The 21912-nt window shown below is 62.6% G+C and carries 19 protein-coding genes and 3 pseudogenes; 14 read left to right on the forward strand and 8 right to left on the reverse strand.

Annotated features, from left to right (window positions below):
- Nucleotides 1-100: 100 nt before the first annotated feature.
- A pseudogene (locus tag C487_RS03555) lies at nt 101-787 on the forward strand (hypothetical protein); the annotation flags it as partial.
- Between the two features lie 156 nt (nt 788-943).
- On the opposite strand, the gene C487_RS03560 reads toward C487_RS03555, so the two are convergent.
- Entirely contained in the window at nt 944-2458 is a 1515-nt protein-coding gene (locus tag C487_RS03560) for a hypothetical protein (protein ID WP_006184302.1), read from the reverse strand.
- Between the two features lie 742 nt (nt 2459-3200).
- Between C487_RS03560 and C487_RS03565 the strand changes: the two genes are divergently transcribed.
- Complete coding sequence (locus C487_RS03565; protein WP_006184303.1) at nt 3201-3587, forward strand: hypothetical protein; 387 nt, start codon at nt 3201-3203, stop codon at nt 3585-3587.
- Between the two features lie 779 nt (nt 3588-4366).
- Here C487_RS03565 and C487_RS21405 read toward each other — a convergent pair.
- Nucleotides 4367-4747, reverse strand: a pseudogene (locus tag C487_RS21405) (transposase); the annotation flags it as partial.
- A gap of 435 nt (nt 4748-5182) precedes the next feature.
- Here C487_RS21405 and C487_RS03575 point away from each other — a divergent pair.
- The 4 genes from C487_RS03575 to C487_RS03590 all read left to right on the forward strand — a co-directional run bounded on the left by C487_RS03575 (nt 5183) and on the right by C487_RS03590 (nt 11035).
- Nucleotides 5183-5968 (forward strand): hypothetical protein, encoded by a 786-nt coding sequence (locus tag C487_RS03575; protein ID WP_049907867.1) that lies wholly within the window; start codon nt 5183-5185, stop codon nt 5966-5968.
- A gap of 424 nt (nt 5969-6392) precedes the next feature.
- Complete coding sequence (locus tag C487_RS03580) at nt 6393-6608, forward strand: hypothetical protein (protein WP_006184306.1); 216 nt, start codon at nt 6393-6395, stop codon at nt 6606-6608.
- A 1057-nt stretch (nt 6609-7665) separates the two neighbouring features.
- Complete coding sequence (locus tag C487_RS03585) at nt 7666-8286, forward strand: hypothetical protein (protein WP_049907868.1); 621 nt, start codon at nt 7666-7668, stop codon at nt 8284-8286.
- A gap of 520 nt (nt 8287-8806) precedes the next feature.
- Nucleotides 8807-11035 carry a CDC48 family AAA ATPase gene (locus C487_RS03590; protein WP_006184308.1) on the forward strand — a complete coding sequence of 743 codons (2229 nt, stop codon included), beginning with the start codon at nt 8807-8809 and terminating at the stop codon, nt 11033-11035.
- Between the two features lie 281 nt (nt 11036-11316).
- On the opposite strand, the gene C487_RS03595 is transcribed toward C487_RS03590, so the two are convergent.
- Nucleotides 11317-13551, reverse strand: a complete 2235-nt coding sequence (locus tag C487_RS03595) for an AAA family ATPase (protein ID WP_006184309.1) — start codon at nt 13549-13551, stop codon at nt 11317-11319.
- Nucleotides 13552-13640: 89 nt separating this feature from the next.
- On the reverse strand, nt 13641-14279 hold the full coding sequence (locus tag C487_RS03600) for a helix-turn-helix domain-containing protein (RefSeq protein WP_006184310.1): 639 nt from the start codon (nt 14277-14279) through the stop codon (nt 13641-13643).
- Between the two features lie 86 nt (nt 14280-14365).
- Here C487_RS03600 and C487_RS03605 point away from each other — a divergent pair, with 86 nt between their 5' ends.
- Both C487_RS03605 and C487_RS22170 read left to right on the forward strand, forming a co-directional pair.
- Nucleotides 14366-15268 (forward strand): ribonucleotide-diphosphate reductase subunit beta, encoded by a 903-nt coding sequence (locus C487_RS03605; RefSeq protein WP_006184311.1) that lies wholly within the window; start codon nt 14366-14368, stop codon nt 15266-15268.
- Between the two features lie 40 nt (nt 15269-15308).
- Nucleotides 15309-15590, forward strand: a complete 282-nt coding sequence (locus C487_RS22170; RefSeq protein WP_449406426.1) for a DUF7128 family protein — start codon at nt 15309-15311, stop codon at nt 15588-15590.
- Here the strand turns inward: C487_RS22170 and C487_RS03610 are convergent.
- Nucleotides 15492-15737 carry a DUF7508 domain-containing protein gene (locus C487_RS03610; RefSeq protein WP_006184312.1) on the reverse strand — a complete coding sequence of 82 codons (246 nt, stop codon included), beginning with the start codon at nt 15735-15737 and terminating at the stop codon, nt 15492-15494. The two genes, C487_RS22170 and C487_RS03610, sit on opposite strands and share 99 nt — an antisense overlap.
- A complete protein-coding gene (locus tag C487_RS03615; RefSeq protein WP_006184313.1) occupies nt 15737-16168 on the reverse strand; it encodes a DUF5796 family protein in 432 nt (143 codons plus the stop codon). The genes C487_RS03610 and C487_RS03615 overlap by 1 nt, the downstream gene beginning before the upstream one ends.
- A 34-nt stretch (nt 16169-16202) precedes the next feature.
- Between C487_RS03615 and C487_RS03620 the strand changes: the two genes are divergently transcribed.
- The 4 genes from C487_RS03620 to C487_RS03635 all read left to right on the forward strand — a co-directional run bounded on the left by C487_RS03620 (nt 16203) and on the right by C487_RS03635 (nt 19225).
- The gene (locus C487_RS03620; RefSeq protein ID WP_006184314.1) at nt 16203-16433 is read left to right on the forward strand and encodes a hypothetical protein; all 231 of its coding nucleotides are present in this window, start codon (nt 16203-16205) and stop codon (nt 16431-16433) included.
- Nucleotides 16434-16479: 46 nt separating this feature from the next.
- A complete protein-coding gene (locus C487_RS03625; RefSeq protein WP_006184315.1) occupies nt 16480-17352 on the forward strand; it encodes a shikimate kinase in 873 nt (290 codons plus the stop codon).
- The gene (locus C487_RS03630) at nt 17349-17684 is read left to right on the forward strand and encodes a chorismate mutase (protein ID WP_006184316.1); all 336 of its coding nucleotides are present in this window, start codon (nt 17349-17351) and stop codon (nt 17682-17684) included. The genes C487_RS03625 and C487_RS03630 overlap by 4 nt, the downstream gene beginning before the upstream one ends.
- Before the next feature lie 326 nt (nt 17685-18010).
- Nucleotides 18011-19225: an inorganic phosphate transporter gene (locus C487_RS03635; RefSeq protein ID WP_049907871.1), complete on the forward strand. Its 1215-nt coding sequence runs from the start codon at nt 18011-18013 to the stop codon at nt 19223-19225.
- Here the strand turns inward: C487_RS03635 and C487_RS03640 are convergent, their stop codons facing one another.
- Complete coding sequence (locus C487_RS03640; RefSeq protein WP_006184318.1) at nt 19226-19555, reverse strand: hypothetical protein; 330 nt, start codon at nt 19553-19555, stop codon at nt 19226-19228.
- A 544-nt stretch (nt 19556-20099) separates the two neighbouring features.
- Between C487_RS03640 and C487_RS03645 the strand changes: the two are divergent.
- A pseudogene (locus C487_RS03645) lies at nt 20100-20411 on the forward strand (DapH/DapD/GlmU-related protein); the annotation flags it as partial.
- 173 nt (nt 20412-20584) lie between these two features.
- On the opposite strand, the gene C487_RS03650 reads toward C487_RS03645, so the two are convergent.
- Nucleotides 20585-20980, reverse strand: coding sequence for a CopG family ribbon-helix-helix protein (locus tag C487_RS03650; protein WP_006184320.1), 396 nt, complete (start codon nt 20978-20980; stop codon nt 20585-20587).
- A 106-nt stretch (nt 20981-21086) separates the two neighbouring features.
- Here C487_RS03650 and C487_RS03655 point away from each other — a divergent pair, with 106 nt between their 5' ends.
- Complete coding sequence (locus C487_RS03655; RefSeq protein ID WP_006184321.1) at nt 21087-21896, forward strand: hypothetical protein; 810 nt, start codon at nt 21087-21089, stop codon at nt 21894-21896.
- Nucleotides 21897-21912: the final 16 nt, after the last annotated feature.

Consider the following 21912-nt stretch of genomic DNA (forward strand, 5'->3'; position numbering starts at 1 on the left):
CCTGCGATTTCTGGGGGTAAACACATACCGGATTTCTAATTGAATTCCCCGATTTTGAACCTACTGTCCTCCTGCGATTTCTGGGGGTAAACACATACCGACTATCAAGCCCGACACGGCGCTTCCCGAGCAGGCAACCGTCGTCGTCACCGGCGCGGATAACGCCGACGCCTTCGCGGACGTACCGACGATCGTCGCCGACCCCGACGACCCTCGGCGGACTGTCGACCGGGCGCTGGCGGCGGTTCGCGGCAACGGCGGCCGCACGGTCATCGGCGTCGATCCGGGAAAGGAACCCGGGATCGCCGTCCTGACCGGCGAGACCATCGTCGCGACGTTTCAGGTCCCCCTCGGCGACGCGGTCGACGTGATCCAGCGCGAGGCCGCCGAGGCCCCGTCGCCCCTCGTCCGGATCGGCGACGGCTCCCGCCTCGAGAGCGCGAAACTGGTCAACGAACTCGATACCGTGCAGGTCGAACTCGTCGACGAGACGGGGACGACCCCCTATCTCGGCACGGGCGCGCGGGGCATGGGCGACGTGCTGGCGGCGGTCAACATCGCCCGGCTCGAGGGGGAGGTCGTCGACGCACGCGAGATCGAACCGACGGAGGGGGAACTGCAGGTCATCAAGGACCGCTCGCGCGAGCGAAGCGAACACAACCGGGCGATCGACGAGGTGCTCGCCCGGCGTGTCGCCGCCGGTGACCTGACCGTCGACGAAGCCCTCGCCGAACATCGAGACGACGGGGACGGATCGGCACCACCGGACGACCCGGACGAGTCGTAGTCGGGTCCCGTCCCGGCTGCGCGGCCGTTCTCGATGATAGACTCGCATCCGTCGCACGACGGGACGCGCCGCTCGATGACGTCGGGTGAGGTCGAAAGAAACGAAGGTCGTCGGTCACGGTGGCCGAACGTCGGCCGTGTGACGGACTGGAATGCGTTACGCGCCGGCCCAGACGTTCGTCGACGCGACGGACGTGAGCTGGACGTTCTCGTTCTCCTGCAGGCTGATCTGTGAGCTACCGGCACTGCCGCCGTCTTCGGCGACTGCGACGGCGGTGTGTTGCTCGTTGAGGTTCTCCTGCGTGATGAGTTGGCTCTGCACGATCGCCGCGCTCGCGGTCTGCTCGGCGTCGTTCGTCTGGTTCGCGGTACCGGCGTAGTCGTACGACGCGCCGGGGATAGCCTCGCCCGCGTTGCCGTCGACCGTCACGGTCGTACTCGAGGTCCGGGTAACGTCGTCGGTGACGTAGCCGGGGCTCGCGTAGACGTTGATGGCGTCGGCGTAGCCGACCTGTGCGTTGTAGTTTTGCTGGTAGGCCAGCTGAATCGCGGTGGATTCGCTACCGTTCTGTGCGATGGCCAGTGCGGTGTTTTGCAGGTTGATGTTTCGCTGTTCGACCGCCTGCTCCTGAGCGACGCCGGCGGTCGCGACCTGTTCGCCGTCGATCCCGTCTTTCTTGTCCTCCTTGTCCGGTTCGCCGACGTCGGTCTCGGTCGAGAGGATGTCACCGCTGACATTGCCCGCGGTCGCGACGTTCATTCCGGTGGCCGTCGCCATCAGGTTCGAGGCGTCGGCGCTCCCGATCTGTTCGTTGAGGTTGCTCTGGTCGGTGAACTGGATCGCCGTGGCGGTACTGTTCTCGCCGATGGCGATGGCGACCGCACCGCCCTGTTCGTTGACGTTCTCCTGGACGACGTCCTGTGACTGCTCGAGCAGCGCGTCGGCGTCCTGGCCCGTGCTCGAGCCAGCGCCGTGGTCACCCGACTTGTCCTTCTTGTGCCCGACTTTGCCGTCACCGAGGTAGACGTTCGAGGCGTTGGCCATCCCCTCCTGGAGGTTCTCGTTTCGCTGGTAGGACTGCTGGAGCGCGGTCGCATCGCTGTCGTCCATCGCGAAGGCGAAGGCGGTGCTCTGGTTGTTGTAGTTGACCTGCCCGACCGTCTGGGACTGGGCAACGCTGGCAACCGCTTCCTGTGTGATCGTCTCATCGCCCTTCTTGTCCTTGACCCCCCAGCCATCGAACTGCTGGTCGCCGCCGTTGCCGATAATGATGTTGACATCGCCGACGTTCTCGAACTGGGTTGTCGCGGTCTCTACGCTCCCGCTCTTGGAGATCGCCTCGCCGCTCTGGACGTTATCGTTCTCCTGGTTCGATTCCTGGATGGCGGTTGCCTCGCCGCCGTCGATCGCGATCGACACCGCAGAGCCTTGCTCGTTGATGTTGACCTGATCGACGTCCTGGTATTGAACGATCTCGGTATCGGCATTACTCGAGTCGTCCGCGTGTTCGTCGACGTACTCCTCGAGCGACTGGTCGCTCAAATCGGCACCGAACACGAGATAGAGTTCCTCACCCTCCTCGAGTGCGTGTACCGTTCCGGCATCCAACTCACCCTCTCCGCCTGCGGTCGCAGCCGGCACGCCGGCCGCGACCATCGACAGGGCGATCATACAGGACAGAAAGAGTGTCGTAGTTCGTGAGCGTCTCGTTGTAGTGGTTGTCATTGATCGTGTGATCTGTATCGTGATGGTCGTTTGTTTCTGAATCTCTGCGATGCAAACCATCCTATCCGCATGAGTCCCTTTGTTATCGACAGGTTGGCGGCAGTATGAAGCGGCCTATGGATTCGAAGGCCGCTGCTTATCCGTGGAAATCGGCGGCTTCTCGATCGGATACCGGCCCACGGTTCCGCAACCGAAAGCATCTTATCGCAAACGAAGGCGGTCGTAACCGTGCCGAATCAAACCGAAGCGAACGCTCACGATACGTGGACCGTTTCGGCCGCCGAATTCGAATATTAGCGCACAAGAGTCGCGTACCGATCGTTTCACAGGGAGTGATCTCGGTCCCGAGGCGGTCGAACGCGACGGAGAGGAGACACACCCGATAGCGTCCTCGAAACGAGGACAAGTACTCGACCGCCGGCCGCTGAACGGTCCGCCTGAGACGATAGCCACCCCAATCAGGTGCTCTAATGCCGCTATTCGGTCCGAAACCGTTTGCCGGGTTCAAATGGGTCCCTGTGATGAGTAGCGACCGGGCAACGCGCCATATCGGGACGCTACCGGGAGAAGGCTGCCTGTTCGCGACCAGCGACAGCGCCGCCTGACGAGGAGTGTCCTCCCGTATGGATGCGCTCCGGTGTGGTTAGACGCGTGGTGCCCGACTGCACAGCGGTGACCGCAATCCACTATGAAACGCACACTCACGCTCGCACTGACGGTAGCACTGATCGGCGGCCTCGCTTTCATGGGGTTCGCCGGAACAGCAGCGGCACAGCCGGAGTTCAATCAAGACGTTAATTCCTCCGTGGATATCGATCAGGACTCGGACGCGACGACGACCATAAACAACGATCAGAGTAACAGCAACTCACAGACCCAGATCGCAGCATCGTTCGCCAGTTCGGACGAGAGCTACTCGAAGACTGTTGCGCTCCAGAACCAAGACGTCGACCAGAACAACGTCAACGTCGTTGACGACGTGTACACGATCTCCGCGAACCAGGCCAACGACAACGACGCCAATGCGACCGGGATCGACGTCGACGTTGACTTCCCGGCAAATCTCATCACTTAAGGATAGCAGCCCACGTTAGCAACAGCGTACGCTTTTATTTTTGGAGTCTAGCGGAGAGACTACTGTTGTCCACCTCGAGAGAGCGAGGAGCGAAGATATCGGCGGCGAGCTGCGGCGTCGATCACTACTGCGTATTACAGGCGATGACTGCGCGTTCGCCGTGCAACCCGTCTCGAACCGACCACCCACCGTCGTACGACGCGCTTCCGCCGTCGCCCTCGTCGGCCGTCCTGCCCACGATCGTCACGGTGCCCTCGTACTCGCCGCCTTGATCTCGAGTGCATCAGATCGCTCACCGTTCCGGTCTCCTCGGTCCGTATTCGGGTGACGGACTCTCGAGCCGCGACCTGGTGACCGCCTCGAGTGGTCTATCGGAGCCACTGCACACCCGATTGCACGACAGTTGTGCAGTGGCTCCGATAGTTCCGTGGCGGCTTGTTTAGACGCGGAACAACAATGCGTTCCACGCACTTGACCCGACGAATCGGACTGTCGGGTTAATTGGATTACCGGCGCAGAAATCACCACGCTTATTGAATTTTCAACAAGACTGCCAACTATGAAGACTATCGTGAGAGGAGCGATCTCGGTCGTGCTTGCGTTGTTTCTCGGGGTTTCAATCTCATTCATGCTGAGTCCGGATCCGACGGGAATCACTCCGATACTCCTCGGACTGGTTCTGACAGGTGTTCTGATTCCAGCCTGCTATTTCGTACTCTACAGAACGGTTACAGATCAGCAGGCTTCGTCTTGATCGGTTCAGTCGATGCTAACCGAAATCAGGAAGGCGGTTCGATATTCCTCACAGCCGCTTTTAGAATACGGTCCGGAACTGTCCGAACCATGCCCGAGCCCGGAGCGTGTCACTGTCCCGCTGCTTGAGCGCAACGAAGACGGCCTCAACTACTGCTCGGCGATGATGGATTTTATTATTATGTCGATCATTGTATTTCATATAAAGAAGATGGCATTCACGATATTTGATCAGTAGCCGAACGCCGGCTTCCCGAAGTTCTTCACGCAAATCGCCCCAGTCATATCCGTTGTCAGCGGTACCGGTCCGTAATCGGTTGCGATTCCGCGTGAGTCCCCTGCCGCCCAACTCGGGTATCGTGAGGCTGCTTCATCGAACAGTACATATCCAGGGTCGTACTGGTTTCCGTTCCGTGGTGTTCTGACGGGTTGTACCGTTGATCTCGAACAGCAGTAGTGAGATGCTATTCGCCGGTGGCGAATATGGCCAGCAAGTACGTTGTGCTCAAATTCGGACGCAGAGACAGGTTATATCCGTCTCTGCCCCCATCGGATTGGGGACAACGAGTTGATATTCCGTATCGGCTACTAAAAAACAGCTACTGGCAGTAGTTTCGGAGAACGCTCGAGCGGTACACTGTAGGGCAGGAGTAGGGTTCTGAACGGTATTCAGCCTTCATATGGAACACTGCGGTCGTGATCGACCAGGTGACGCATCGTGATACGCGGGCATTCGCAGTCAAAGAACGACGGAGTGGTGGAGTGATCGAAACGATCCGTGTCCTATCGAAGGGCCCGCTTGTACACGGTGCGCTCGCCCAGACGAACACAGCAACCTAACTATGAGACGAACATCCACGGTACTACTGACGCTCGCGTTAATTGGAAGCCTGGCGGTCATGGGCTTTGCAGGAACGGCAGCTGCAGGTGGTGAGCATCACGACGACGACGACGACAAGCGGATCGGTGACCTGGGGATCGCAGAGACGAACATCGAGCAGGGACAAGACGTTTCCCAGGTGAACCAGATCGAACAGAACGCGCTCCAGTTCGCCGATCAGAACGCGACCGGGGTCGACGTTGACTTCAACGAGCGCGTGATGGATGGCGGCGATAACGGTGCTGACGGGACCCAGCCGGGTATTCAGACCGTCACGTTCACCCAATCGGAAGGACCGAACCCAGTCGCCGTGTTCGAATGGGACGGAGACGAGTTCGTCCTTATCGACTCCATCCAGTCGGTCGAAGTGGGTGATATCACCGTGACCGCGACTGCGTTCAACGAGCAGGGAGAACCGATCGAAGCGACGTATACCCTCAACGATGGGCTGCCGCCTGGACAGGCCCCGACCACTGCAACTGTCGCGTCGAACGGGCAGACGTGTGACTTCACTGTCCCTGAGGTGACCGGTGCACCTGATCTCCCCGTTAGCGGAACGGTGTCCGTGTGTTCGACCGACGGCAACGGCGATAACGGTGGCACTGGTGGCGTCACCATCGACGGCTCTACCGGCGACCAAACGATCAATCAGACGCTGGAACAGTCGGTCGACGCGTCCAACAATAACGGGCAGACCGCCAACGGGTCCGCATTCAGCGGCAATCTGGCCGCACTCATCGCTGGCTGAGAGGGTCGCTCTCCGGCCGATTCCACGTTCGCTTTTTTATACGTTGTGCTCGAGTCGATTAGGCGACCGTATCGACCAGACGACTGGCCCGACTCGAGGCCGAGTGACGGCGACTCCGGATGCCATGTTCGCGGTCACGGAGTCGCATCGAGCCCTGCCGCTCGAGAGAGTATCCTTACGGGGCGTTAACAGTAGATATAAGTGACAACCCATCAAACTGAAAACCGGAAGCCGGTCTCCAGCGGCAAGGGGGCGTATCGAAATGCCCCGGGTGGTCATAGCACCCGAGACTCGCTTCCAAACCCGCGAGGGTTCCGAAGCATGATTACGTTGATTCTACCGGGATATAAACGTCCCGCACGACGGCAGAACCGCCCGACGCGACCAGTGTCGACGCCGCGCTCGATCGGGAGGTGCGCTCGCGATGTGTAGCGAGGGGACGGGAGATGGCGACGACGGCCGAATGGACGACTCGGCACTGCTCTCGTGTCCCAGTTGCGGGCAGCCCATTACCGCGCTGACATCGACCGGCCCCCATACTGGCGTCGTCAGGCCCTGTGGCTGTTCGGTCGCACCTGGGCTGCTCCACCGCGAGACTGACAGCGGCAGCCACCGCGAGACCGACCGCAGCGACGAGTAATCGGGGCTCGGCGCTCGAGTCCAGTCGTCTCCGATCGGCACACCGTCCTCCACGGCGGAACCAGCAGTGGATCGCGTGGCGAACTGCCAGCGTCTCGAGCGTGGTGTGTAACTGGGACTGACGGGAGCGAAGCGTCCGACCCTCGGGGCAGGGAGTGACCGCGTCCTTCCCCTTCCCAGCCGATTCGCTCGCTCAGCCACCGCCGGAGCACGCGCTGCCAACGCCTCGCACGCTGTCGTCGACTGCCCTCGGTCTCCCCCGGGTAGTCGACAACGCGCGCCACCGCGTGCCACCAGTCGGGAGTGATTCGTAGACCCCCTGTACAGAGCGGTTCGATGACGCCGATCTCACGAATCGGAGCGCTGGTGGCCCCAGCCCGGCCGCCAGGACACTCGAAGCGGTCGCTCCTACCGAACGGTCGCGGCCGTCGGTAGGCACACCGCGATCCCAGTCCGCCACCGGTCCGCCCCGGGAGTAGACCGGCCGACGAAACGGAAGGTCGTCGTTAGGGACTGTCGGTAGTAGGTCGGCGTTCGGCTCGCCGCGATCGACCAGCGGGTCCCGATGGCGACGGCGAGACGACGATTTTCGTCTCGAGCCCTCGCTTCGAATCGGTCGAAAACCGTAACAACGGCGGCCGTTGCCGGGGGTACGTGGTCGTTCCGTCGGGAGCCGTCCGATCGGCAAGCGACCGACTCGCTCTCCGCCTTCCTGAATTATGATATTCGTGATATGATCGGCGAAGCTGATACGAGCGCTGTAATTCGGTCGCAGCGGTATATCACCCCCTTAACTCCGTTCTACAATACTGATTCTTACACGTTGGAACGATTTAGTTTCGCCGATTTTATACAATCTTCTCAGCCACACAATTTAGATATCGACTATCCGTTTGAACGGTGTTTCGCCTTCATATGGCCGTACACGGTCGATTTCGACGGGTGATCCGCATGGAAAAGCGAGTCACGGCCGACGCGCGATGCGGTGAACCGTGACAACCCGTGTCCCATCGGGCAGCGTTCGACTCCGTGTGTGATCATCCGAGCTTCAGGAAACTATGAAACGGATATTCACTGCACTGTTGACAGTCGCCCTCGTCGGAAGCATGATGGTTGCAGGTGTTGCCGGCACGGCAACCGCAGGCCAGAACGAAAACACCGACGCGGACGCGATCGACTCCATCACGTTTTACAACGACGATGGCGATCTCGAGCAGTTCGCCAAGGCGACGTGGACCGGCGACGAGTTCGTGATCGAAAAACTGGACGGCAACGACGACGTCTCCCTGACCCCCACGGAGTACACCGACGACGGCCCGGTCGAAGTCGAGTGGACGTACGAAGGGTACGTCGGCAGCGACCACCCGGATCTGGTCCGCGTCACCGCCGGCGGTGAGACGTGCGACTACGCGGTCGACTCGAGCACCTATCCGTTCACCGGCACGGCGACGGCGTGTGACTTCGCCGATGACGACGGCGATAGCGAGGACGGCAATGGCGAGGACGGCGAAGACGACAACGCTGACGACGGTGAGGAAACTGATGGCGACGACGAGTACGAGGTCCCCGACGACGAGACGATCGACGAGGCCGTCGACGGAATCGTCGACTCGACGACCGACTCGGAAACTCAGACGTCGTCCGCGATTGCCGACCTGGTCGGACTCCTCCTCGGCTGAGGAGCCCCTCCATCGCGATATCGCTTTTTCGACCGCCGACGAGACGAGTCGGTCGGCCCGCGCTCGACGGCCGCTTCCGTGCTCTCGATCGGCAGGCTCACAGATACCCGTCACGAGTGGCCGAGCCGTGGCTTCTGCATCGGTACTACGTCCTGTGTGCCCGCGTCCGCGACCGTCCCGTCCGTTCAGCACCTCGGGGAATGCGTCATCGAGGGTGGTCTCGAGGGCAAGGGGTCGGCACCGGCGTCGAGAAACCCGGCGATGAGCATGTCGCCGCTGGTACCCATTCGACCGTCGAAAGCGAGGAGTCGTGTGTCGCTCCGTTCGTGAAGACCCAAAAGCCACTCTCCCCGTCGCATTCGGCCGGTCCCGAAAGGGCCAAAACCAACCGAGGCCGGTACATCTTTGTAACGTCCGGTCCTACCTGTGTGTGATAGCTACTAGCACAGGAAATGACTCACACTAGCAAAAAGCCTATCCGCGCACGAATCGGAGTCATTGACATCGCCGTCCCTAAAATATGAACGAAGTTCAACTGGAGGTTGCGAAGGCGTACCCGAACGACTCGGGTCGTGGTATCGCCCGACTCGACCCGGACACGCTGTTGCATCTGAAGCTGAGTCCGGGCGACATCATCGAGATCGAGGGTGCAGATACGACTGCTGCGAAAGTCTGGCGTGCAGACCGGCAGGACTGGAACACGGACACCGTCCGTATCGACGGGTTCACCCGACAGAACGCCGATGTCGGTATCGGCGAACGGGTGACCATCCGGAAGGCGGAAGCGACGAAAGCCGACAAACTGGTGCTCGCACCGCCCGAGGAGGCGTCGGTCCAGTTCGGCTCCGACGCCGCCGGCATGGTGAAACGCCAGATCCTCAAGCGGCCGGTCGTCGGTCGCGACATCGTCCCGGTGATGTCCTCGACGAACCATCCGTTCATGCGGTCGCCGGGCCAGGCGATCCCGCTGATCGCCGTCGAGACCGAACCCGAGGGAGTAGTCCTCATCACTGAAGATACCGACGTCGAACTCCGCGAGGAGCCCATCTCGGGCTTCGAGAAGACCGGCGGCGGCATCACCTACGAGGACATCGGCGGCCTCCAAAACGAGATCCAACGGGTCAGGGAGATGGTGGAGCTCCCGATGAAACACCCGCAGATCTTCAAGAAGCTCGGCATCGAGCCGCCACAGGGCGTGCTCCTCCACGGGCCGCCGGGCACCGGGAAGACCCTGCTGGCCAAAGCGGTCGCCAACGAGACCTCCGCCAGTTTCTTCTCTATCGCCGGACCGGAGATCATCTCGAAGTACTACGGCGAGTCCGAACAGCAACTCCGGGAGATCTTCGAGGACGCCACCGAGGAGTCGCCGTCGATCATCTTCATCGACGAACTCGACTCCATCGCGCCGAAACGCGAAGACGTCACCGGCGAGGTCGAGCGACGGGTCGTCGCCCAGCTGCTGACGATGATGGACGGCCTCGAGTCCCGGGGCCAGGTCATCGTCATCGCGGCGACCAACCGCGTCGACAGCGTCGATCCGGCGCTGCGCCGTCCCGGCCGCTTCGACCGCGAGATCGAGATCGGCGTCCCCGACGAAACGGGCCGCGAGGAGATCCTCCAGATCCACACCCGCGGCATGCCCCTCTCGGACGATGTCAGTCTCGGCCACCTCGCCGACGAGACCCACGGCTTCGTCGGGGCCGACATCGAGAGCCTCACCAAGGAGGCCGCGATGAAGGCGCTCCGGCGCTACCTCCCCGAAATCGATCTCGACGAGGAGGATATCCCGCCGAGCCTGATCGACCGGATGATCGTCAAACGTGAGGACTTCCGGGGCGCGCTCAACGAGGTCGAACCGAGCGCGATGCGGGAGGTGCTGGTCGAACTCCCGAAGATCTCGTGGGACGACGTCGGCGGACTCCAGGACGCCAAGGATCAGGTCCAGGAATCCGTCGAGTGGCCCCTCTCGAGCCCCGAGCGGTTCGACCGGCTGGGCGTCGATCCGCCGGCCGGGGTGTTGCTGTACGGCCCGCCGGGGACCGGGAAGACGCTGATGGCGAAAGCCGTCGCCAACGAGACCAACGCGAACTTCATCTCGGTGCGCGGCCCGCAGCTCCTCAGCAAGTGGGTCGGCGAGTCGGAGAAAGCCATCCGCCAGACCTTCCGCAAGGCCCGCCAGGTCTCGCCGACGGTGATCTTCTTCGACGAACTCGACGCGCTCGCGCCGGGCCGGGGCGGTGAAACCGGTTCGAACGTCTCCGAACGGGTCGTCAACCAACTCCTGACCGAACTCGACGGGTTAGAGGAGATGGGCGACGTGATGGTCATCGGCGCGACCAACCGCCCAGACATGATCGACCCCGCACTACTGCGCTCGGGGCGCTTCGATCGACTCGTCATGATCGGCGAACCCGACGTCGACGGCCGCGAACGCATCCTCGAGATCCACACCGAGAACACGCCGCTGGCCGCGGACGTCACGCTGCGCGAGATCGCCGAGATCACGGACGGCTACGTCGGCAGCGACCTCGAGTCGATCGCCCGCGAGGCGGCGATCGAAGCCCTGCGCGAGGACGAGGAGGCCGATATCGTCGAGATGCGTCACTTCCGGCAGGCTATGGAGAACGTCCGGCCGACGATCACCGACGATATCCTCGACTACTACGAGCAGATCGAAGAGGAGTTCCAGGGCGGCACGAGCGGCCCCGATCCGACGGGTCGTCGCGGGAGTCGCATCGGATTCCAGTAGTCGCAGTCGTCGACCACCCCGGCCCTGGGTGGTGCGTTTCGTTTTCGGCGGGGACTTCTCTTGAGCGCCGATGATCGGCGATCCGCGTCCGACTCGGTAGCGTCACGATCGTCAACGACGGCGGCCACTGTGTTCGCTGGCCCAGCCGAGTCGATCACCCTCGGCTGAGCGTTCGCGTGGCGTCCAACGGACGTCCTCGCAGCAGTTGGTGTCACGGGAACGTGATCGGTCCTTCGACGCCGATCCGGTCGCCCACCATCCACCACCGGCTTACCACCGGCTTATACTGTGTCCATTTCCTCCCGCGCGGCCTCGAGGTGCCGGCGGTCGACGACGACCTCCGACGCCCGTTCGTTCGCCGCCTCGGGTCCGTACTCGTCGGCGACCTCGCGGATCGCTCGCATCGAGGCGTTCCTGACCAGCGCCTCGAGATCGGCACCGGTGTACCCCTCGAGTTCGGCCGCGAGATCGCCGAGATCGATGTCGTCGGCCAGCGGTTTCCCTTCGGTGTGGACCCCGAGGATCTTCTCTCGAGCCTCGAGATCGGGCTCGCCGACGAAGACGTGGGTGTCGAGCCGGCCGGGGCGCAACAGGGCGGGATCGATCTGGTCCTTGCGGTTGGTCGCGGCCAGCACGACGAGGTTGGGGTTTTCCCGCATCCCGTCGAGTTCGGTCAACAGCTGTGAGACGACGCGTTCGGTGACCTCGTGGCCCTCGCCGCGGGCGGCCGTGATCGCGTCGATCTCGTCGAAGAAGACGATCGACGGGGCCGACTGGCGGGCGCGTTCGAACACCTCGCGGATCGCCTTTTCCGACTCGCCGACGTAGCGATCGACGATCTCGGGACCGTCGACGCGGACGAAGTTGACGTCCGTTTCGCCCGCCAGCGCGCGGGCGAGCAGCGTCTTGCCGGTCCCCGGCGGGCCGTACAGCAGGACGCCGGAGGGCGGCTCGGTGTTGGTCTCTTCGAAGAGTCGGTCGTAGGTCAGCGGCCACTCGACGGACTCCCGGAGCGTCTGTTTCGCCTCCGAAAGCCCGCCGACATCGGAGAAGTCGGTGGTCGGCGACTCGGCGACGTACTCGCGCATCGCGGACGGCTCGACGGACGCGAGCGCGGCATCGAAGTGCGTTTTCCGGACCGTCGGGTTCCGGCTCCAGTCACGACGCTCGTCGGTCTCGGTCGGCCGGTCGCGGATCGCGGCCATCGCGGCCTCGCTCGCGACGGCGTCCAGGTCCGCACCGACGAAGCCGTGAGTCCGTCGCGCGATCGTATCGACATCGACGTCGTCGGCGAGGGGCATGCCGCGGGTGTGGACCTGGAGGATCTCGCGGCGACCGTCCTCGTCGGGGACGCCGATCTGAATCTCGCGGTCGAAGCGGCCGCCCCGCCGGAGCGCGGGATCGATCGTATCGACGCGATTGGTCGCGCCGATGACGATCACCTCGCCGCGGGCGTCGAGGCCGTCCATCAGGGTCAACAGCTGGCCGACGATCCGATTTTCGGCGTCGCCATCGTCGTCGCGCGTGCCGGCGATCGAGTCGATCTCGTCGAAGAAGACGATCGTCGGTGCGTTCGCCTCGGCGGTCTCGAACACGTCGCGGAGCCGCTCCTCGCTTTCGCCTTTGTACTTCGACATGATCTCCGGCCCGGAGATCGTCTCGAAATTGGCGTCGACCTCGTTGGCCACCGCGCGGGCGATCAGCGTCTTGCCAGTCCCAGGCGGGCCGTACAGCAGGACGCCCGACGGGGGCTCGACGCCGAGCCGGCGGAACAGGTCCGGCTCGGACAGCGGAAGCTCGATCATCTCGCGGACGAGTTCGAGTTCCTCGTCCAATCCGCCGATGTCCTCGTAGGTGACGCCGGAACTCGGCCCGGGGCCGTCGATGCCGCCCTCGGAACCGGCGTCGGCGGTGACTGCCGTCCCCGACGAATCGGTCGAGCCGCGACCGCGATCGATCGTCCCGGAGCCGCTCGAACTCGCGATGCCGCCCGGTCCCGCCTCGGCATCGACGATCCGAACCGTCGTCGCGGTCGTGATTCGAACGTCGCCGTCGGGATCGGTGTCGGTGACCCTGAACGGCTGTTGGTCGATCCCTTCGATCCGTACCTGTTCACCGGCACGGACCGGTCGGTTTCGTAGTTTTTCCGTCGCTTCGTTCTCGGCGGCTCGTCGTTGGCGGTCGGGCAGTCCCGGTGGCGCGATCAGCGTGACCCGGTCGGCGTCGGTAATGGTCGACTTGTCCTTCGCACGGACGGCAACCGTGTCCCCGACGTGGACGCCGGCGTTCGCACGCGTGTCCCCGTCGATCTGGATGGCGGTCTCGGGGACCGACTGGTCGGCGGGCCACATCTTTGCGACCGTCGTCTCCGCGCCCTCGATCACGACGGTGTCGCCGCTCAGGATACCGAGCTGGCGACGCGTCGGTTCGGGAATCCGTGCGACTCCCCGGCCGGCGTCACCTTTCTCCGCAGCGCGGACCGACAGCGTCACGCCGTCCGATTCCGACGAACTCATACGCGTTCCTTTCGGGCCAGTCGCCTTGAGAATTGCCCTCTCCGGCAGTTTCCCGTCGCCGCCCGTTCGGGACAGGAACCGGCCACGGGTTACAGGGCGTTCTCGAGTAAGCGATCGATCCCGCGTCGCAATCGCTCGGAGGCCGACGGTGCCGAAATACCGAGTCGATCGCCGACGACTTCGGTCGAGGCCTCCCGCGGGACCGCGAAGTAGCCCGCTTCGTGGGCCGTGACGAGCGCCTCGTACTGTTCGTCGGTGAGACCGAACGGCGGGTCATCGGTCGACGACTCGCGGGTGAGTCGCTCGAGTTTGAACGTCCCGCCGCGGTCCGTACAGAACGCGCGATACTCCGCGAGCGCGTCCCGGTCGGGAAACCGGGCCCGCCCCCACCAACCGTCGACAGTAACGATGCCTCCCAGCGGGGTAGTCCCCAGTTCGACGTACTTCCGGTAGATCGGGAGCGGCGGGTTCCGCAATTTGATGCGGTACATCGCACTTCCCTCCCCGTTACCGTCGTCTATCGTCGTGTACGTGTCGACCGTCGGGTCCGCCGCGAGCGCCTCGAGAAACCCGTCGTCGGCCTCGACCGCACGGCAGAGGACGACCGGTCGATCGGGATCGATGACGAGTATCCGCTCGATGTAGAGCGTGACGTCCGGGACGGCCGCTACCGCGTCCGTCAACGGGAGGTCGGGGGAGTTGAGCTGAAACTCGGCGATGAGTCCCATAGCGGTCCTTCGATGGGAGAGTATATAATGGCCCTACTGGATGAGATATAAGCTCATCGGACTGCGACGCATATGTTCGGGTGAGTATGGCCGTCAACGACCACCCCGCGATGCAACTCGATACGACGATTCGATCGCACAACTACTACCGAAACGCGGTCGAGAAACACTGGGACCCCCACGAGATCGATCTCGAGGCGGATCTCGAGGGCGTCGCCGAGCTCCCCGATTCCGCTTTCACGGGCCTCAAGCAGTCGCTCGCGCTGTTCGGTGCGGGCGAGCAGTCGGTGACCGAGGACCTCGCGCCGCTGGCGATCGTGCTGGGGGACATCGACGATCAGATGTTCATCACGACCCAGCTCTACGAGGAGTCGAAACACACCGACTTCTTCGATCGCTACTGGCGCGACGTGATCCACGCCGAAGAGGACCGACGCGGGCAGGAACGCTCCTCGCCGACCGACGAGCGGTGGTTCAACGAACCCTACGACGAACTGTTCGAGCGCAACGAGCGGGCGATGGCACGGCTGCTCGAGGAGGATACGGCCGAAACTCGAGCGCGCGCATACTGTCACTATCACCTGACGATCGAGGGGATTCTGGCCCAGACCGGCTACTACGGGCTCACCCTCGCCTACGGTGAGAACGAGCCCGACCTGCCCGATCTGCCGGGGCTGGTCGAGGGGCTCAAACTGATTCGCAGCGACGAGGGCCGTCACGTCGGCTTCGGGATGGCGAAACTCAAGGGACTCGTCAGCGACGGCGCGGTCGAGCCGGCCCTCCTCCGCGAGACGATCGACGAACTGGTGCCGCTCGTCCAAGAGAGTATCGCGGGCGACGAGGGGGCCAGTTCCGAAGACGGACCCGGCCCGAACCCCGCCGATCTGGCCGACTACGCGTACACGAAACACGAACAGCGAATGCAACAGATCACCTCCGCGAGCGAGCAGATCCCGGCCGTCGAAGAGCTAACCGAACTCGACGCCTGATCGCGAGCGGTCCGATCCGACGCCCCAACCGACGGCGACGGTGCCCGGAGAAACGCCTGTTCTCGTCCGTATCCACCGTCTCCCATGGTTGTCCAGACGGAGCACGACGACACCACCTGGGACGAGTTGTGAAACCTGCCGGCGTCTCTTCGACGAGCAGTCCGATGCTGCGGCACACGAAAAGCAGTGTGACGGCTCCGGTCCGACGGACATCCGGCAGCGGTTACTCGAGTCGGTCGCGGTGCTCGGCCGCGAGTTCGCCGGCCCCCTCGAGCGTGTGGGTCTCCGTCCAGCGGACGCGGTCGCCGTCCCCATAGGCTAGCGCGCTCTTGAGTTCGTCCCGGAGGACGCCGTGATCGATCGCCAGTACCGTCCCCGACCCGTCGCCGAGTTCGTAGACGCCGGGCCGATCCGGCGCGGCGGCGACCGTTTCTCGCTCGAGGTCGCGCCAGGGTTTTTGCAGCGGCATTAGTCCGTCCCCTCGACGAGTTCGTAGGCGTGTTCGCTCATCTCGTCCTCGGCGAAGACGAACACCCGCCCGTCGACGACCGAGCGGTCGGCGTCGACGCGGATCGAATACGCCTCCGTCGCGACGGTGACGCCCGGGAACAGTTCCGTCTCGTCATCGCGGTCGAGCATGACGCGACCGACGCCGGTCGTCTCGAGGATGTCGTCGTGCGTGTTCCGGTCGTTAACGTAGGTCATGACGCCCTCGACGCCGTCGGGATCGGTGACGAGGACGTGGACCTCCTTCCCCGGGGGGGTCGTTAGCGGCCCCTCGACGGGTTCGGGAGGGCCGTGGTAGAACACCTCTCGACCGTCGTGGTACTCGACGACCACGCCACCGTCGACGAAATCGACGCCGATCGTGCTGGGGGCGACGTCGTTGCGTGCACTCATATCGACTCGTTGGATCGGATCGGGGAAAAGCAGTGTGCTCTCCCAATCCGTCATCTCGAGTCACACTGCTCTCGTTTCGAACGCGAAATATCGAACACGTCGGCCGGACGCGGGAGCCGTCGCCTACATCTTCGAGGACATCGACGCCTCGATGCGTATCATGGAGCAACTCGACTTTCACGCCGGTCGCGACGGACTGGGCAGCGCCTTGCTCGGCCAGTGGCCGGATTCCGAAGCGGAGCGCTACCGACCGGTCGCCGCGTAGTCACGAGACCGTCAGCCGTAAGTACGCGCTCTGAGAGTGTCCGGGTATGGATGGCCGTGCTGTCGCCCCCGCAGCCGGGACGGTACTCAACGCGCTTGCGACCGGCACCGGGTCGGCGTTCGCGATCGATCTCGAGACGACCGCGACCGTCGAACTCACCGAGGACGGCGAGGTCGTCGGCGAGGTCGCCGGCCAACCCGAGGCCGATACGACGCTCATCGAACGCTGTGTGGCGATGGCGATCGGTGAGTACGCCGAGCAGGCCGGGCTGGACGACTCGACGGTCGGCGCTCGAGTCCGCACCGAAAGCGAGGTGCCCATGGCCGCCGGGCTGAAGAGTTCCAGCGCCGCCGCCAACGCGACGGTGCTCGCGACGCTGGACGCCCTCGCAGTCGCCGACGCGGTCGAGCGGATCGACGCCTGCCGACTGGGCGTTCGGGCCGCCCGCGACGCCGGCGTGACGGCGACCGGGGCGTTCGACGACGCCAGCGCGAGCATGCTCGGCGGCGTGACGGTGACCGACAACACGGCCGACGCGCTCCTCGCTCGCGAGGAGATCGATTGGAACGCGCTGGTCTACACGCCGCCCGAACAGGCCTACAGCGCCGACGCCGACGTATCGGCCTGCGAACGCGTCGCCCCGATGGCCGCCCTCGTCGAAGAACTCGCGCTCGACGGCCGCTACGGCGAGGCGATGACCGTCAACGGCTTCGCCTTCTCGGCTGCACTCGAGTTCCCGACGGGGCCGATGATCGACGCCTTGCCTGACGTGACCGGCGTTTCGCTGTCGGGCACCGGCCCGAGCTACGTCGCCGTCGGGGAGCGGGACGCGCTCGAGACGGTTCAGGAACGGTGGAGCGAGCGGGACGGAACGACACGGTTACTGCGAACGCGAACGGACGGCACACGACGGATATGACTCGAGACCCAACTGATGCGGCGACGGACGGCGGAATCGACGAAGCGGAACGGACCCCCGAGGAGATGGACCTCGACGAACTGCGCGCGGAGATCCGGACGATCGACCGGGAACTCGTCGAGTTGATCGCCCAGCGAACCTACGTCGCGGATACCATCGCCGCGGTCAAAGACGAACAGGGGTTGCCGACGACCGACGAAACACAGGAACAGCAGGTCATGGAGCGGGCGGGGGAGAACGCCGAACGGTTCGACGTCGACGCGAACCTCGTCAAGGCGATTTTCCGACTCCTGATCGAACTGAACAAGGTAGAACAAAGACAAAACCGGTAAATCGCCGGACGGCGCGGTGATTTCGATTCGTGGAGAATACTCTTTAAGTAGGACATAAATCAACGAGACAGACAGCCAATATAATTGGATGTTCGGCTTTGTTAAACCACTCGGGAAGTGACAGGTGGTGCGTGCTGAATATAGAGCATGAATGCAGCACGTTGACTGTGTTCGACTCGGGAGTAGGCTGGATCAACTGCGAGGAACGCGTGTGTTTCTTGTAATCTGAAAGGCCACGATCGTGAATCGTGATCACCAACGGGAACGAACAGAAAGGCATTAATCGATGAGTACTCACCGGCCACGTAACGGGTTCTCCACCTCGTATGTCATCTGTCATTGGAATCGTAGCTATCGCACTCGGCACGTCGCTATTCATGGCGTTTACCGTCGGAGCGAACAGCAACTCCGCACCCATTGCGCCTGCTGTCGGCGCGAACGCGATCTCGACCCTCAAGGGAGCGTTAGTGGTCGGTATCGTCGCCGGTCTCGGGGCCGTCGCACAGGGCGGCAGTATCTCGAAGACTATCGGGCATGGGCTGATTACAGGGGTCACGATCACACCCCTCGCCGCTGCCGCGACGTTGCTCACGGCAGCCACGCTCATCACGATCGGCAATACCTACGGCTATCCGATCCCCTCCGCGTTCACCGTGAGCGGGGCCGCCGTCGGCGCGGGCCTCGCACTCGGCGGTGGCCTCGCGGTCGGAACGTACCTCCAGATTCTCGGGTTCTGGTTCGCAATCCCGGTCGTTGAGGGGGTACTCGCCTACGGTCTTGCACGACTCTTGCTTGGCGACCGGATTCCCGACACGATCTCCATCCCGTTGCTGGTCGCCGGTGTCGGGTATGCGCTGGCCAACGTCCAACTCTCGTTCGTCTCGACGCCACGCGGTGAGCAGGGTTCGATCGCCGGCTTCCTTGCTCATCACCTGGCGGGGCAGTTTGGGCTCTTCGGGATCGACGGACTCGTGGTCGTCCTCGTCAGCGTCGTCATGGCACTCGCCGCGGTCGGGGTGACCTACAGACAGTTGGACAAGGACGTGACGACGGGGATCAATCGCATCCTGATTGCGCTCGCCCTCGTCGTCGTGTTTACGAGCGGCGGGACGCAGGTCGGCCTCGCAACCGGGCCGCTGGAGCCGGTCTTCTCGTCCGCACTCGGGCTGCCGGGGCTGTACTTGCTCGCGCTCGGCGGCCTCGGTATCCTGTTGGGCGGCTGGATTCGGTCGCCGCGGCTCATTCAGGCTGTGTCCCGCGAGTACGCGTCTCTTGGGCCCAAGCGGTCGATTGCCGCGTTCATCCCTGCGTTCCTCGTCGCGCAGACCGCGATCGTCCTCGGCTTCCCTATCTCGTTCAACAAGGTGATGATTTCGAGTATCGTTGGGGCTGGTCTCGTCGGTGGGTCGTCCGAGTCAGGTGGCGTATCTGCCAAGAAGACGGGCTATACAGTCGGTGCGTGGATCGGTTCGATGGTCGGCGGTGCAGCGATCAGTTTCGCGCTGTACCACGCCCTCGCCGCTGTTGTCGGTTCAGGGTAATCAGACGTGAGTCAGTGTGATGAGGTCTGCCACAGCGGAGCTTTCTTTCATTTCTGACCACCTCTCGAAATCGGTCGTCCGTTCCACAAAGTCGTTGCGCTCATTGGCAGACAATCGTCGGATGCCAGCGATGGAATCACGCTCGCAGGGGCTAGCTTGGCAAAACGCGTCGAATGATTCAAACTCGGTATAGCGCTGGATAAACGAGTCCGCAAAGAACGCATCCGCGTCGTACGAATTGCGCGTCTCCGGTGCGATAGCCTGTTCAATTACCGCCCTGACACGGGTGGAAACCGGGTCGTCTGTCTTGACCTGAAGGTCAAGAACCATACGGATGTATTCCTCTGAAATCCATTAAATCTGGTACGGGGCACCCGAACACGAGGAGCAGGCGACCGCACCCGAGGTTGTCGTGGATGCTGTCGATGGCGTATCGAATCTCGAGTATGAGACGACCGTTGATTCTTTCTGAGTCTGTCCTGAACGATCCCGACGCCTACGTTCTCGCGCCGGATCGTGCGAGACTCGCGACGTGTATGCAGCACAAATCCTGAAACATATCACCGACCGAGGGATTCAACAAGGGCCTCATATCACCATCGTTGTTTCTTTATATAGGGTTGTGGTTCGAGGTCTCTGACGACTGATATCGGCGACCTTGAATGCATGACCGCTTAATTTTCCACGAGAATCCATGGTGGATTGCAGCGACCTGAACAAAGTTGAGCAACGGGAGAGTCGGTAGCGAGTAGGATAGCTCGGCATTCGCTCGCCCCGGACACTCCCGTCTCTTTTTTCGGCAGAAAGAGAACACGAAGACCGATGATCTCGAAGGAGAAGATGCTGAACGGAGACCTCTACGACGCCGACGACCTTCGACTGCGTCGTCTTGGACGTGTGCCGAGTGGACATCGGGAAGAACTGCCGACTCGGACCGGGCGTCCACATCTACACGGCGACTCATCCGCTCGATGCAACTGAGCGAATCAAGGGGCCGGAGTACGGAAAACCGGTCACGATCGGTGACAACGTCTGGATTGGTGGCCAGGCGATTCTCAACCCCGGCGTGACGGTTGGAGATGACGCCGTCATCGCGTCCGGCGAAGTCGTAACCGAGGACGTTCCTGACGAGGTCGTCGTTCAAGGGAATCCTGCCGCGGTGGTTAAACAACTAAAGACGAACTGAACCCGCCGGTACGGGGGCAGAAAGCGGCAAACTGAGCGAAATTTGTAACGCGAGTTATTGACCGGAACAAGGTCGAACAACGGGACGAGAGATAGCACAACAGGAATATCGGAGGGCGTGTACCGGTCTGTTCGGTTGGGACGCTTCCGATTGCTGTTCAGCTGGTTCTTCGATCACAGTTCACTATCGCGGATGACCATCACTTTCACTCGGCGCACCCCGTCGAAATCACGTAGTCGATATGTGAGTTCGCGCACCCGTTCGGCAGAACCGCGACAAAACAGCGATTCGAGACACCACTCGCCTTGATGCGTGTGGCTCGTATTGAGAATCACGTCCTGATACTCGTGTTGGACGCCGTGGAGTTCCTGAATCACGTCGTGATGACGGTAGTCGAATCCCACGAGCGCGACGATCTCACCGATCGTATCCTCGAGTCGAGCGTGGGCTTCGATGAATTCCAGCATCGCTTCTCTGACGGCTCGGGACCGATTCTCGAGTCCCTCGTCCTGCCACACCCGGTCGAACTCCTCGATCACTTCGTCGGGAATGTTGAAACTCGTTCGCATCGGGTTCAACTGACTCGCGCAGATACAAGAGGGTCGTTATGACGAATCCCCCGATCCGGTATTAACAATCCCTAAGCTTGCTAGTTTCTGCGTGTCGAGTGAGTCGATGGTTCCACACGAGATACTTGGTCCGCTCGTCGGTGCTGTCGTGCTCGGTGCGATCCATGGGATCGAACCGGGCCACGGCTGGCCGGTCGCCGCCTCGTACGCGCTCGATCAAACGAACAAATGGGTGTACGGGCTTGCGGCGAGTCTGCTCATCGGAATCGGCCATCTCATCAGCAGCCTCGCAATGGTGGCCGTCTTCTTCTACGCGACGGACTACTTCGACCTCACACGACTCAATGACCCACTCACGGTTTTCGGTGGCATCCAAATCGGCGGCCCTGTGAGTCTCGTCGCCGGGCTACTGCTTCTCGCACTCGGGATTCGCGAATACACTCACGGCCACTCGCACGGAGAGGCCGGACACATTCACGGCGACCACAGCCACGATCACTCCCCCGCAGAGCACGGCCACGAGCACGACATCGGTTCGTCGGATGGGGGACTGGCTCGGCTGAAGCGACGCCTCCCGTTCGGAGGAAATTCCTCACACACTCATTCGCACGATGAACCCGACGATACCGCTGCCCGTGGCCTTCTCGGAATCGCATGGTTTGCGTTCGTCCTCGGGTTCGCTCACGAGGAGGAGTTCGAGATTATCGCGCTGTGCGCCGGCTCGAATTACTGTCTCGAACTGATGGGCGCATACGCCATCACGGTCGTCATCGGTATCGTCGGGCTGACGCTGCTACTGATCGCAGGCTATCAAAACTTCGAACACGAAATCGAGCAGTACACACCGTATCTCCCGGCATTTTCGGCGTCGGTCCTCATCTTCATGGGACTCGGATTCATTACGGGACTCTTTTAATCAGTTTTAGCGCGAC

Source organism: Natrinema pallidum DSM 3751 (genome assembly GCF_000337615.1).
GTDB classification, from domain to species: domain Archaea; phylum Halobacteriota; class Halobacteria; order Halobacteriales; family Natrialbaceae; genus Natrinema; species Natrinema pallidum.